The sequence below is a fragment of the Thalassotalea euphylliae genome (assembly GCF_003390335.1).
GTDB classification, from domain to species: Bacteria; Pseudomonadota; Gammaproteobacteria; order Enterobacterales; family Alteromonadaceae; genus Thalassotalea_F; species Thalassotalea_F euphylliae_B.
In genome coordinates this window covers 1,646,116-1,659,445 of record NZ_QUOU01000001.1, presented here as the reverse complement: position 1 = coordinate 1,659,445, position 13,330 = coordinate 1,646,116, and the positions used below count along the sequence as shown (strand labels likewise).

Annotated in this window: 12 protein-coding genes; 3 read left to right on the top strand and 9 right to left on the bottom strand. The window is 44.0% G+C overall.

Annotated features, from left to right (window positions below; genetic code table 11):
• Positions 1-5 precede the first annotated feature (5 nt).
• The 8 genes from DXX93_RS07285 to hemA form a co-directional block, all read right to left on the bottom strand.
• Positions 6-803: a SirB1 family protein gene (locus DXX93_RS07285; RefSeq protein WP_116007516.1), complete on the bottom strand. Its 798-nt coding sequence runs from the start codon at positions 801-803 to the stop codon at positions 6-8.
• Between the two features lie 139 nt (positions 804-942).
• Entirely contained in the window at positions 943-1,530 is a 588-nt protein-coding gene (locus DXX93_RS20965) for an alpha/beta hydrolase family protein (protein WP_258872616.1), read from the bottom strand.
• Positions 1,511-2,056 (bottom strand): alpha/beta hydrolase family protein, encoded by a 546-nt coding sequence (locus tag DXX93_RS20960; protein ID WP_258872615.1) that lies wholly within the window; start codon positions 2,054-2,056, stop codon positions 1,511-1,513. The genes DXX93_RS20965 and DXX93_RS20960 overlap by 20 nt, the downstream gene beginning before the upstream one ends.
• Before the next feature lie 30 nt (positions 2,057-2,086).
• Positions 2,087-2,812 carry a hypothetical protein gene (locus DXX93_RS20955; protein ID WP_258872614.1) on the bottom strand — a complete coding sequence of 242 codons (726 nt, stop codon included), beginning with the start codon at positions 2,810-2,812 and terminating at the stop codon, positions 2,087-2,089.
• Between the two features lie 130 nt (positions 2,813-2,942).
• On the bottom strand, positions 2,943-3,305 hold the full coding sequence (locus tag DXX93_RS07275) for a SirB2 family protein (protein WP_116007515.1): 363 nt from the start codon (positions 3,303-3,305) through the stop codon (positions 2,943-2,945).
• Between the two features lie 72 nt (positions 3,306-3,377).
• Entirely contained in the window at positions 3,378-4,241 is an 864-nt protein-coding gene (gene prmC, locus DXX93_RS07270; protein WP_258872613.1) for a peptide chain release factor N(5)-glutamine methyltransferase, read from the bottom strand.
• 17 nt (positions 4,242-4,258) lie between these two features.
• Positions 4,259-5,347 carry a peptide chain release factor 1 gene (gene prfA, locus DXX93_RS07265; RefSeq protein WP_116007514.1) on the bottom strand — a complete coding sequence of 363 codons (1,089 nt, stop codon included), beginning with the start codon at positions 5,345-5,347 and terminating at the stop codon, positions 4,259-4,261.
• 42 nt (positions 5,348-5,389) lie between these two features.
• Positions 5,390-6,661: a glutamyl-tRNA reductase gene (gene hemA / locus DXX93_RS07260; RefSeq protein WP_116007513.1), complete on the bottom strand. Its 1,272-nt coding sequence runs from the start codon at positions 6,659-6,661 to the stop codon at positions 5,390-5,392.
• A gap of 494 nt (positions 6,662-7,155) precedes the next feature.
• Here hemA and lolB point away from each other — a divergent pair, with 494 nt between their 5' ends.
• From lolB to DXX93_RS07245, 3 genes are all read left to right on the top strand, one after another.
• The gene (lolB, locus tag DXX93_RS07255) at positions 7,156-7,911 is read left to right on the top strand and encodes a lipoprotein insertase outer membrane protein LolB (protein WP_116007512.1); all 756 of its coding nucleotides are present in this window, start codon (positions 7,156-7,158) and stop codon (positions 7,909-7,911) included.
• Between the two features lie 90 nt (positions 7,912-8,001).
• Positions 8,002-8,865, top strand: coding sequence for a 4-(cytidine 5'-diphospho)-2-C-methyl-D-erythritol kinase (gene ispE / locus DXX93_RS07250; RefSeq protein WP_116007511.1), 864 nt, complete (start codon positions 8,002-8,004; stop codon positions 8,863-8,865).
• Positions 8,866-8,958: 93 nt separating this feature from the next.
• A complete protein-coding gene (locus DXX93_RS07245) occupies positions 8,959-9,909 on the top strand; it encodes a ribose-phosphate pyrophosphokinase (protein ID WP_116007510.1) in 951 nt (316 codons plus the stop codon).
• Positions 9,910-10,165: 256 nt separating this feature from the next.
• On the opposite strand, the gene topA is transcribed toward DXX93_RS07245, so the two are convergent.
• Positions 10,166-12,853, bottom strand: a complete 2,688-nt coding sequence (gene topA / locus DXX93_RS07240) for a type I DNA topoisomerase (protein WP_116007509.1) — start codon at positions 12,851-12,853, stop codon at positions 10,166-10,168.
• Between the last annotated feature and the right edge of the window lie 477 nt (positions 12,854-13,330).

The following is a 13,330-nucleotide window of genomic DNA, read 5'->3' as shown; positions in this document are numbered from 1 at the left end:
GTGAATTAGTGTAAAATTGTATTGGAAATTTTTATATTATCTAATTGTATTTTTAGTATTTGTGCTGCCGGATCTTGTGGGCATTCATTCACAAAATATTGATAATCATCGTACGCCACTTTAAAGCAATCGAGTTGATGAAGCAAAAACCCGCGATCGCGGCGCTGAAAGGGATCATCGGGTTTTAAGGTGATAAGTACATCGACACAGCGCAGCGCTCCCGTGTACTGCTGAGCCTCTATTAAGGCATTCTTCAATGCGTTCAAATACTCAACTAATACTGCTCTGGTATCCATTGCTTCGAGATATTCTGAAGGCTCTTCTGGCAATTCATCTAAACGGGTATCAAGTTCTTCCCAGTTGAGTGATTCACCGTTCAATGGGTCAAAAATAATGGCAAACTGTTGATCGCATATCAGCCTTAACATGACTTTTTCCGGGACAAACACCAAGTCAATTTCAAAACCGCATTGCTCGCCTATCGTTTTAAAGACAACCGCTTTTAACACAGGATGAATTTCGCGATGTGATATGCCATGTGCCAATTGCAAAGCAGCCACGGGCCAAGTTTGTCTTTTCGTCTCAACAAAGAGTAAATCCAGGAATAAAAGATTAATAAAGTGCTCGGCCTGCGCTAATGGCTCTTCAATATCTGCCAGCTCTTGCTCGCAGTATTCAACCATGTCATCAATCAGCGGAAGCACTGACGACTTTTGTTCAAAGATAAATTCTTCAACCAGCATAACTGCACGTAGCAAGTCTTCCTGTTCGGTATTTATTTCAGACAACAGCAAATCATTCATGAAAAGAAAAATATGACCTAGAAAAAACTAAAGGGACAATATGGGGACTGAATGATGGGAATTAAAGAGCTGAATCGAAATGTTCAGCCTCTTTGCTCAAATAACCTACAGCTTGGCGGCTTCAATATAAAAATGTGGATTATTCATTGGTTGGATTATACTGGCCTAGAAACGATTCTATCGCCTTAAATGTTGTTAAACGATGGCGGTTATTACTCAAATAGTGGTCGCCACCGTCAAGTTCAATATATCTAACGCTCTTACCTTCATCTTTTAATTCGTCATACATACGCTCGCTGTGATTAACCCGTACAACACGATCTTTGCTGCCGTGTATCAATAGCACAGGCTTATCAATTTGCTCTGCATATTTTAGCGGCGAGTTGTCCCAAAGTTGATCGTAATCACTGCCGATTTGCTTTTTCACAATGTCGTAATTTGTATATCTTCGAGATTGCTTGACCAAGCGCTCAACATCTGTGACACCAGCAAATGATACAATGCAACGATACAGCTCAGGGGTTTTAACGCCGCCCATCAAGGCAGCATACCCACCATAGCTCGCACCCAGAATACAAATTTTATCTTTATCCGCAATATTTTGATCAATGAGCCACTGAGTGCCATCAGCAACATCATCTTGCATTGCTTGTCCCCAGCTAGCTAAACCTTGTTGCATAAAGTCATGGCCATAACCGGATGAGCCTCTAAAGTTCATTTGCAGCATAGCCTTTGCTTGCTAAGAACTGTGTCCAGTAGTCAAAACCATCGCTGTCGTAACTAATGGGTCCACCGTGCGGGAAAATTATGGTGGGTAGGTTGGTTTCAGGCTTACCTTTTGGCAAGGTGAGAAAGCCTTCAATTTCCAAGCCATCACGTGCTTTGTAACTGATCGCTTTTTTCTCACTCATCACCTCAGGCGATAAACGCTCGTAGCGAGATCCCAAAACGCCCAAAGTATTCTGATCTCTATCACCATATAAATACATGCCTGATTGGGTATCTGATGTGGCATAGACAATATAACGGCGCTCATCTTTACTCACAGAGATAATATGGTTGGTAGTATCGGGTAATGCTTTATCTATGCCCTTTTGAAAGGCTTTCCACACAGGGTGCCAGAAGGTACTACCGACACCAACCACTTCTTTAGTAATGCCTGAACGACGAATATAACCGTCAACATCATAGTTCTCATCAAAGTGCACAAGCTCTTGAGCTAATGTTTTATCGGTTAGGTCAACTTTGAACACAGCATCTTTACCCTTGTGAAGTGCGGATACTTATAGTTCATTGTCTTTTGCGCCAAAGGCAAGCGGCCAAACAGCTTCGCGACTAAACGCTTCAAACTCCCAAAGCGTTCGCCATGAGCTTTCCCATGCCAATTTCGCTCTTATTTTATAAGTCGTATCATCACGAGCGATACCAATACGCACTTTACCTTTAGCGTCGGTCATCCAATCAATCACATTTCTTTTCGTACGCTGCTCAAAGCTGGATTTTCCAGAGCCATTGAGGTTGATTTTTAGCACGCTCTCTTCTGGGCCACTGGCATAGCCCGCAAGAGAAACGAGAATATGATCTTTGTCGTCAGGTAAGAAATCAATCACATTGCTCATGTGATTTGATTGATACTTTTGCTTTCGTAATAAACTTCGTGGAATTACCGCTTTGATTTCACCCGTATTGGTGTCGAGCTTTACGATCCGACTTTCAGTGGTCGGCGTGCCGTAGCGAGATGCTGGAAAATCAGCATAAAGGATAACAGTTTCTTCATTAGCCCACCTTAACCCACGAATTTTGTATTTTTCGTTGTCAGTGAAAGCAATATTTTTTTGCTTACCCGTTTTCGTATTGACTATTTGGATAAGCTGTCCTTGGCGTTTTTCCGTTTCAACTCGCACTAACCAAATAATGTTTTCACCGTCTGGCGATAAACGCACACGGCTAAGATCTGGTAATGAGGCAAAGTATTCTGTTGGTAAATCGGTTGCCGAAGCAGAAGACACAGCAGAGAAGCAGAGAAGCAGAGAAGCAGCCAAACGACAATAAGGCTGCAAACAATAGATTTTGCATAGAACGTCCTTGTTACTTTAGATTTGTTTCTATTTTTTTATGTTAATTACTTAAAATTTTGTTTTAAAAGAAAAATGTTTCTTTGGTATGAGCAATTTTAAAAACTAGCATCACCCAGCCCATCGCACCGACATAGCCGAAAATTTGCATGGTGCGATTGCGAGCAAATTTTAAGACATAAATGCCGGTAAAAATATAAGCGACTATTGCCATCAGCTTTTCCGCTAGCCACAGTTGCTCTGTTGGGTTAAGGGCTAGCTTGACCGCCATCACAACACCAATACCAAGCAAGAAGGTGTCAATCACGTGGGGCGAGATTTTTACCCATTTTTTATCCAGCAGTTGCGGTGCTTTTAGCAGCCAAAAAAAGCGTATTGTAAAAAAGCTTACGCTGATGATGGCCAGCGTCATGTGTAAGTGTTTCATATTTCTACCTTAATGGTGTGCCCTAGAAAATTATTGTTATGAGGTTAAGCCAAAGCTGTTAACTCAGCCTGATTAGGCTAAGCATGCCCAAGTTATGCGATCATTGCCAGCTAAGTCTTGCTCGGTCTGTGCATTTTGATAGCCATTCGCCGTCAGGATATCTCTTACGGCTGCTCCTTGCTGATAGCCGTGCTCAAGATAAATCGCACCACCGCTCACAAGGTAACTTTTTGCCTCGCTAACAATGTGTTCAATATCAGCAAGCCCTTGGTTATTAGCTACCAGCGCAGATTTCGGTTCAAACCGAACATCGCCTGCCACTAAATGTGGATCAGCTTCATCAATATACGGAGGGTTGCTTACAATGATATCAAACTTATCTTCTTCACTTTGTACATTCACCGCGCTAAACCAATCAGACTGATAAATCTTAACGTGAGTTAATGCTAAATGCTGAGCATTACGCTGTGCCAGTGTTACCGCATCAGGGTTAAAATCAACCGCCTGTACATGCCAGCTGGGATTTTCGGAGGCAAGCGCTAAGGCGATTGCACCTGTACCTGTGCCTAAGTCTAATAGTTGCAGGTTATCTTTATCATGATTAGCTAAAACCAACTCAATCAAGGTTTCAGTATCTGGGCGTGGAATGAGGGTTGAAGGCGCAACAAAAAAAGGCAACGACCAAAACTCTTTAACACCGACAATATAAGCAATTGGCTCGCCTGCTAAACGTCTCTCAAGCATTTGCTGAAATACGCTTAATTGAACTTCGGTGAGCGGCTTATCATGCCAAGTAATAAGATAAGTTAACGTTTGCTCAAGTACGTCGGCAAGTAGCACTTTCGCATCAAGCAAGGGAGAGTCTGACACATCAGCAAGCTGCTGGCTTGCTGATGTTAGTATGGCTTCTATGGTAGGAAGTACTTCACTGTTCAAAACCAAAACTCGACAGTTTAGTTTTGATCAGCAAGTGACGCTAATAAGTCTGCTTGGTTTTCTTGCAGGATTGGATCCATCACTAAGTGTAAGTTACCTTCAATTACTTCGTTTAAGCGATATAAGGTCAGATTAATGCGGTGATCCGTCATGCGGCCTTGCGGGTAGTTGTAGGTACGAATACGTTCAGAGCGATCACCACTAGCGACTAGGCTGCGACGTGAAGACTCTTCTTCTGCACGGCGCTTATCGTCTTCCGCTTGTTGCAAGCGCGCTTGTAGTACAGACATCGCTTGCGCACGGTTTTTATGCTGTGAACGTTGATCTTGACACTCAACCACTAAGCCCGTTGGAATATGGGTAATACGAATCGCCGAGTCCGTTTTGTTAACGTGCTGACCACCAGCACCTGAGGCGCGGAAGGTATCAACTTTTAAGTCAGCTTTGTTAATTTCAATCGCTTCAGATTCAGGAATTTCTGGCATCACGACCACAGTACAAGCAGAGGTATGGACACGGCCTTGTGATTCGGTTTCTGGTACACGTTGTACGCGGTGACCGCCCGACTCGAACTTCATCTCACCGTAAACGCCTTCGCCATTGATTTTGGCAATGATTTCTTTGTAACCGCCCTGCTCGCTTTCATTCATGTTCATCACTTCCACTTTCCAGCCTTTTTTCTCGGCATAGCGGCTGTACATGCGGAAAATATCACCAGCGAAAATAGCCGCTTCATCACCACCAGCACCGGCGCGAATCTCAACGAAACAGTTGTTATCATCGTTTGGGTCTTTAGGCAGTAACAGAATTTGTAGCTCTTGCTCTAACTCTTCAATCGCCGCTTTGGCTGCCTTGTGCTCTTCTTGCGCCATTTCGCGCATATCTGGGTCACTGTCTTTAAGCATTTCATTGGCCATTTCCAAATCGTCTTCAGCCGATTGGAAAGTTTGGAACACCTTAGTCGTGCCTTCTAATTGAGAAAATTCTTTTGACAGGGCTTTAAATTTGTCTTGATCAGCAATGGTTTCAGGATCAGACAATAACGCCTGTACTTCTTCAAAACGCTCAACGAGACCTTCGAGCTTGCGGTATACAGATTCTTTCATGGCTTTTCTTATTTAACGTGTATCTTTTAACGGCGCGGGTAATTAGTTTTTGGGCTTATCCAAATCAAAAATGTCGCGCAAGTAAATGAGTTTATCGAGTTCGCCGCCTTGAGCAGCAGATTGCAATGCACTGGTTGGTGCATGCATTAGTTTATTGGTGAGCTTAGTGGCAAGCTCTGCCACTACCGCTTCTGGGTTCTTGTTGTTGTTGAGTTGTGACAGTGCTTTTTCCAACAAGGCATCGCGCTCGCCCATACACTGCTGGCGATAACTTAACACCGCATCTTGGGTATTGAGCCCGCGCAGCCAGGACATAAAGACGCCTGATTGCTCTGTAACGATACCTTCTGCTTGCACCGCAGCTTTACGGCGATTTTCAATGTTTTTGGCAATGATGCCCTGTAAATCGTCGACGGTGTAAAGGAAGACATCTTCTAAATCGGAGACTTGCTCTTCGATATCGCGCGGTACCGCCAAATCCACCATAAAAATAGGTTGGTGCTTGCGTTGTGCCAGTGCACTTTCCACCATCCCTTTACCAATGATCGGTAAGGTACTGCCCGTTGAGCTGATCACAATATCGGCCTTGGCTAAATAATCAGGAATTTGCGCCAGGGTGATCACGTCTGCGCCAATTTGCGATGCCATATTTTCGGCACGAGAAATCGTGCGGTTCGCCACGGTAATACTGCCAACATTGTTGTCGTATAGGTGTTTAGCAACCAATTCGATGGTCTCACCTGCACCAACAAGCAATACGCGCGCATTTTTCAGGCTGGCAAAAATATGTTTCGCCAGATTTACCGCAGCAAAAGCAACGGAAACAGCACTTTCACCAATTTCAGTTTCGGTGCGAACTTGCTTGGCGACACCAAAGGTCCGTTGGAACAAACGATCCATCACCAAGGCCATCGAGCCAGCCGCTTTTGCTTGCGAGTAGGCTTGTTTCATTTGGCCAAGAATTTGCGGCTCACCTAAAACCAGCGAGTCTAAACCACAAGCGACGCGCATCATGTGATTGACTGCTTGTTTGTCGGTATGCCAATAAAGGCTAGGAATAATCGCGCTAGCTGGAATGTTGTGGTATTGCTCTAGCCAGTTAACGACTTTTGCTTGCGTGGCTTCTAAACTTTTATCTTGCACAAGATAAAGTTCAGTGCGGTTACAAGTCGATAATATCGCCGCTTCGTTACATTCCACTTCTGCCAGCATTTCTTGCAATGCTGAGCTTAGCTGATCAGGGTTGAAAGAGATTTTCTCTCGTACCGAAACCGGAGCAGTTTTATGATTTATACCAACAGCAACTATGGACATATTTCGTATTATCAGCCTAACGCAGAATGTATATATGACGCAGAGCGTCATGTGATGGGTACGCTAGAGATTCCTATTTAATCGACAACTGAACTTAACCAAACTTTTAACCTAACTTTATACCAAACTAAAAGTTAAGCCTTAGCGAGTCATCTAGTAAGTATAGGAAAAATACCCAGAAAAAATTTGGCGCTAATTTTACGGAATATTAGCCTTGATTGAAAGTGGCTAACCGACACTATATTCAAATATAATATTCGAAAAAAGCGAATAATGGTTTGGTTTAGCAGATAGTTAGCAATAAGAACTAGCCGCATTCTCATTTAGTGAACTAGAGGCTATTAGCTGGTCATAAGCGAGCAAATTATTATTCATTCATAGCTGATAGGTGTCAGTTGACTATCATTTGCGCTAACATCATGCGCAAACGTGTAAATTTTTGCAGCTTGGTTAACATCAAGTGCTAACTCTGGCTGGTAAGCACAAATATTAAAATGAACATTAGTGCCAGCATTAACATTAGGAAAAATCCGTTGCTACCTGTTACTTCCCCCTCTCTGACACCTGCTGAGCCACTTGCCGAGCCAACTGTTGAGGGGCACTCAAAACAAGCCACTCACCCAAATTCGACACTCAAAACACATCAGCACTATTGGTTGCTATGGCTGATGCTCGTGACGAGTGCTTTTCTTTCTGGCTGCGCTCAACTTGGCGGTGTGGGCAAACCGCAACACTATGACCCAAACCTAGATCGTACTGAATTATTGAGCACGATTAATAATTGGCAAATAAAAGGGCAAATCGCTTTTATACAACCAAGCAAACGTGAGAAAGCGAGCATTTTTTGGCAGCATGATGAAAGCAGTCAATCACTTAACTTAACGACTTATTTAGGCATCAACGTGATGTCACTAGAAAGCGTCAACGGTATTCACCAATTGACGATTGATGGCAAAGATTATCAAACCCGCAACCTCGACCAATTAATTTGGCAACTAACGGGCCTTACGTTTCCCAGCGATGCATTAACGTATTGGGTCAAAGCCGTACCTTATTCAGAAAGCGATGAAATTAACTTATCCGCTGAAAATCAGCTACCTGCCACTATCACCAGTTACTACAATAACCAACAATGGCATGTTCAATACAGTCGCTATCAAGAATTTCAAGGGGTGCAATTACCAACTAGCATCTTGATCAAGCAACAAGGATTAACCATTAAGCTGGCAATAAGGCAATGGCAAATTTGATAAGCCATACCTATATCAATACAAAAATTTAATCTTTTGAAATTAAAACAAAGCATTAACTTCAAATCACTAACTAAAAACACCCATTAAATGACAAATACAACCTACACACTGCCTTCCCCGGCCAAGCTTAATTTATTTTTACACGTTAACGGCCGCAGATCAGACGGTTATCACGAACTGCAAACTTTATTTCAGTTTCTCGACTATAGCGACACCATTTCACTCACGCTAACTGACAATAATAACGTCACTTTAACCACACCGATTGAAGGCGTAGCTCAAGCAGATAACCTAATTGTTAAAGCCGCTAAACTGCTTGAGCCGCTAAAAAGCAATCAGTTAGGGGTCGAAATTGCCATCAATAAAGTGTTACCGATGGGCGGAGGATTGGGTGGTGGCTCGTCGAATGCCGCCACAGTTTTGCTAGCACTAAACGAGCTATGGCAACTTAATTTGCCGCTAGAAAAGCTTGCTGAGCTGGGCTTGTCTTTAGGGGCTGACGTACCCATTTTTGTGCGCGGCTTTGCCGCGTTTGCCGAAGGTGTTGGCGAACAATTAGTGCCCGCAAACCCGACAGAGCACTGGTATGTCGTAAGCAAGCCCGATGTTCACATCGCTACTCAAGAAGTATTCCAAAGTGATGATTTACCTAGAAATACTGAAAAAATTTCAGCTAAAGCGCTAAACACTGATCACCGTCAAAACGATTGTGAAGTGGTGGTAACAAAACACTACCCTGAGGTTGCCAAGCTGTTGGCGACATTGTTAGAATACGCGCCGTCTCGAATGACGGGCACAGGGGCATGTATTTTTACCACTTGTGCCAGTGAACAAGAGGCGCGCGACATTCAGGCTAAACTGCCAACAGGTATAACGTCGTTTGTCGCAAAAGGTGTCAACCAATCGCCTACCCACGTTGCGTTAGAAACACTGCGCAAAAAAGCGGGCTAATTAACTGGCGAAATATGAATAGTTTGCTGATAGTTAAATCACGCTGGCTATCAGTGTTTACGTTTAATGTCATAAGCTTCTGAGGAACTTACAGTGCCTGACATGAAGATCTTTGCGGGTAACGCCACCCCTGAACTGGCTAAAAAAATTGCCGATCGCTTATATATCGGTTTAGGTGAAGCGAAAGTAGGTAGTTTTAGTGACGGGGAAATCAGTGTTGAAATCACTGAAAATGTTCGTGGTGCCGATGTGTTTATCATCCAATCAACCTGCGCACCCACTAACAACAACCTGATGGAATTAATTGTCATGGTTGATGCCCTACGCCGCGCTTCTGCAGGTCGTATCACCGCTGTTATGCCATATTTTGGCTACGCTCGCCAAGACCGTCGTGTCCGCAGTGCTCGTGTACCAATTACCGCTAAAGTAGTAGCGGACTTCCTGTCAAGCGTTGGTGTTGACCGTGTCCTTACTGTTGACCTACACGCTGAGCAAATTCAAGGCTTCTTCGATGTACCAGTGGATAACGTATTCGGTACACCTATCTTGTTAGAAGACATGAAAACCCGCAATTTAGAAAACCCTGTTGTGGTTTCGCCTGATATTGGCGGTGTTGTGCGTGCTCGCGCGGTAGCGAAGTTACTTGATGACGCGGATTTAGCGATTATCGATAAGCGTCGCCCGAAAGCCAACGTTGCGCAAGTAATGCATATCATTGGTGATGTGGAAGGTCGCGACTGTATTATCGTTGACGATATGATTGATACCGGTGGCACATTAGCGAAAGCGGCAGCTGCGCTGAAAGATCACGGTGCAAAAAATGTTTACGCTTATGCGACACACCCAGTACTCTCTGGCAATGCTGCACAGAACTTAAAAGAGTCTGTTATTGATGAAGTGATTGTCACTGATTCAATTCCATTATCAGATGAAATTAAAGCGTTAGGCGACCGTGTTAAGCAATTAACGTTAAGTGGTATGTTATCTGAAGCTATACGTCGCGTAAGCAACGAAGAATCAATTTCTGCGATGTTTGAAGCTTAATCGCAGCAAACAATACAGACGTTAAAAGCCGCGCTCAAGCCAACTGGTTAGCGCGGTTTTTTTTGCCTACAAGTTACCGCTTCACTTTTAGAAAAACACAAAGTAGCCCTCAACCTGTCGCTTTAATTCACCAATCTATTTGCAGTAAACGCTTAATGGCTGTAGAGGCTTAATGATTGTTTAGTGGTTTGTATCTACCATCAAAAACGGCCTCAATTGAGGCCGTTTTTTAGCTTCTTTTAAGAAGGTCTTATCGCTATGACGCTTTTTTCTTAGCTGGTGTTTTCTTGGCGGCAGCCTTTTTAGCTGGGGCTTTCTTGGCAGCGGTTTTCTTGGTCTGCTCTTCTTGCCATTTACCGTCGACATATTTCGCAACCCAGCCAGTCGCTTTACCTTCCACCTCAGTCATGACGTACTGCTCTTTGGTTTTACGACTAAAGCGAACAATGGCTAAATTGCCCTCAGGATCTTGCTCTGGCGCATCAGCTAAGTAATAGAACTTAGATGAAATTCTATCTCTAAAACGCTTTAATTCAGCCACTTTAGGTGCACGTGTCTCGCGTGATTTCGGGAAAGTGCTGGCTGCCAGGAAAATACCCGCTGCGCCATCACGTAAGACAAAGTGCGCTTCCGATTTTTCACAAGACAGCTCAGGCAACTGCACCGGATCTTCTTTTGGTGGCGCAGCTTCACCATTAGCCAATAGCTTACGGGTGTTTTTACACTCGCTGTTAGTACAGTCGAAGTATTTGCCGAAGCGCCCTGATTTAAGCTCCATATCTGAGCTACAGCGATCACATTCTAATACTGGACCATCATAGCCTTTGATCTTGAAATCGCCCTGCTCTAGCTCGTAGCCATCACACACCGGGTTATTACCACACACATGTAATTTGCGCTTTTCATCAATAAGGTAACTGTCCATCGCCGTTGAACACTTAGGGCAGCGATGCATCGCACGTAGCGCTTCGGTTTCTTCATCTTCCGCCAGTACGCTTACCGCTTCTTCACCCGGAATAAGGTTCATGGTGGTGGTACAGCGTTCTTTTGGTGGCAACGAGTAACCTGAGCAACCCAGGAAGACACCAGTTGATGCAGTGCGAATACCCATTTTACGAGCACAGGTTGGGCAATCAATATCAGTTAATACTGGCTCGTTGCTGCGCATACCCCCTTCTTCCAAAGGTTTATCAGCATTTTCTAGCTGGCCTTTGAAGTTGGCATAAAACTCATTAAGCACGGCTTTCCATTGCGCAGAACCTTCCGCGATATCATCAAGCTCTTGCTCCATGTTTGCAGTAAAGTTATAGCTCATCAGGTTTTCAAAGCTTTCTGACAAACTATCAGTGACGATTTCGCCCATTTTCTCGGCGTAGAAACGTTTTTTCTCTAAACGCACATAACCGCGATCTTGAATCGTGGAAATAATTGAGGCGTAAGTCGACGGGCGGCCAATAGAGCGCTTTTCCAATTCTTTTACCAGTGACGCTTCACCAAAACGCGCAACAGGTTTTGTGAAGTGCTGCGTTGGGTCGAGTTTATCAAGGGTAACCGCATCACCTACCGCTAAGTCAGGTAAGTGTTTGTCATCACCTTTATTAAGCTGCGGGTGCACACGCGTCCAACCGTCAAAGCGCATAACACGGCCCTTTGCTTTAAGATCAAAGTCGCCTGCACCTATGGTTAGCGTGGTTACGTCGTAGCGTGCTGCGGTCATTTGACATGCCACAAACTGGCGCCAAATTAATTCGTACAAGCGTTTCGCATCCGCATCAACACCCGTTAGCAATGCCGCTTCTAGTTTAACATTTGATGGACGAATTGCCTCATGCGCTTCTTGCGCGTTGCCTTTGCTGCCGTAAACTTTTGGCTTTTCAGGTAGGTAATCCGCGCCGAATTCATCGGCGATAAAATCACGTGCCATCTTCACGGCATCAGCACTTAAATTCGTTGAATCGGTACGCATATAAGTAATGTGGCCTAATTCATACAAACGCTGTGCTAAACCCATAGTGCGTTTAACGCCATAACCTAGCTTAGTACTTGCCGCTTGTTGCAGCGTTGAGGTAATAAAAGGCGCTGATGGCGAGCTTTTCGAAGGTTTGTCTTCGCGTTTAGCAACCGCAAACTGCGCTTTTTCTATTAGCGCGACGGCTGCCATGGTTTGGGCTTCATTGGTTGGTTTAAACGCTTTGCCCTTCTCGTGGGTAACCGCTAGCGTTAATGCTGTGCCATCAGCCGTTGTTGTATCTGCACTGACTTCCCAGAATTCTTCCGGGATAAAGGCTTTAATTTCGCGCTCGCGCTCAACCACCAGTTTTACTGCCACTGATTGCACACGACCTGCTGACAAACCTCTAGCGACCTTCTTCCACAGCAGAGGGCTAACCATAAAGCCAACCACGCGATCTAAGAAACGGCGTGCTTGCTGGGCATTTACGCCCGGCATACTTAATTCGCCTGGCGTAGCGAACGCTTGTTGAATGGCGTTTTCGGTAATTTCGTTAAACACGACACGCTTAAACTTGTCATCGTCACCACCGATGATTTCTTTTAAGTGCCATGCAATGGCTTCTCCCTCTCTATCCAAATCGGTTGCGAGATAGATAGTGTCGGCTTTATCGGCTAATTTCGTTAACTCACTAACGACTTTTTCTTTACCTGGTAAGATGTGATAAGACGCTTGCCAATCGTTTTCAGGGTCAATACCCATGCGATTTACTAGCGCTTGGCGATCGCGTTTAGCTTTGTATTTTGCTTTCGCTTCAGGCGACATTTTACGTACTTCTGCCGCTGGCTTAGTGGCGACTTTTTTCCCTGTGCTGCCCGTAGGCAAGTCACGTACGTGACCGACACTCGATTTCACAACGAAGTCTTTACCAAGGTATTTGTTAATTGTCTTTGCTTTGGCTGGTGATTCGACAATTACCAATGATTTTGCCATATAGTTTCTAATTCCTGCTTAGACAGCCGACATTTTATGTGTAAGCGATTTAACGCCGTCGAAAAAGTTAAGGTGTGTGCGAGCTACAACTGGACTAACTTTGACGCGAGGCAGATAAAGTTTGTCTTAAATATCGTGTAAATAATTATTAGTAGATATATCCATAATTATGCAAGGTGACAAGTATTTATTCACTTTCGCCAGCTTAAATGCTTTATTTGATTATAATATCCACCAGTTTTCGCGCATCATAATCGACTTTGATGAAAAATTTAAGAGCCGATTGATAATAAAATTAAATCAGTTAGATTTCTAACCAGAAAACTAACAAACATTACGCAAGAGCGGCCAATTAGGCGTTAACGACAGCTGCTGCCGAGATGTTTGCTAGTGAATATAACGAATGGCAGCATAAAATGTATTACTTTTACTAACACTATGCGATTGGCGAAATTTGTGAAGAAATAAGCGAAGGTC

Excerpts from the sequence above, each read along its gene's own strand:
- DXX93_RS07275 (WP_116007515.1), bottom strand. The coding sequence starts at position 3,305 with ATGAAACACTTACACATGACGCTGGCCATCATCAGCGTAAGCTTTTTT.
- topA (WP_116007509.1), bottom strand. The coding sequence starts at position 12,853 with ATGGCAAAATCATTGGTAATTGTCGAATCACCAGCCAAAGCAAAGACA.
- DXX93_RS07285 (WP_116007516.1), bottom strand. The coding sequence starts at position 803 with ATGAATGATTTGCTGTTGTCTGAAATAAATACCGAACAGGAAGACTTG.
- hemA (WP_116007513.1), bottom strand. The coding sequence starts at position 6,661 with ATGTCCATAGTTGCTGTTGGTATAAATCATAAAACTGCTCCGGTTTCG.
- ispE (WP_116007511.1), top strand. The coding sequence starts at position 8,002 with ATGACAAATACAACCTACACACTGCCTTCCCCGGCCAAGCTTAATTTA.
- lolB (WP_116007512.1), top strand. The coding sequence starts at position 7,156 with ATGAACATTAGTGCCAGCATTAACATTAGGAAAAATCCGTTGCTACCT.
- DXX93_RS20965 (WP_258872616.1), bottom strand. The coding sequence starts at position 1,530 with ATGCTGCAAATGAACTTTAGAGGCTCATCCGGTTATGGCCATGACTTT.
- prfA (WP_116007514.1), bottom strand. The coding sequence starts at position 5,347 with ATGAAAGAATCTGTATACCGCAAGCTCGAAGGTCTCGTTGAGCGTTTT.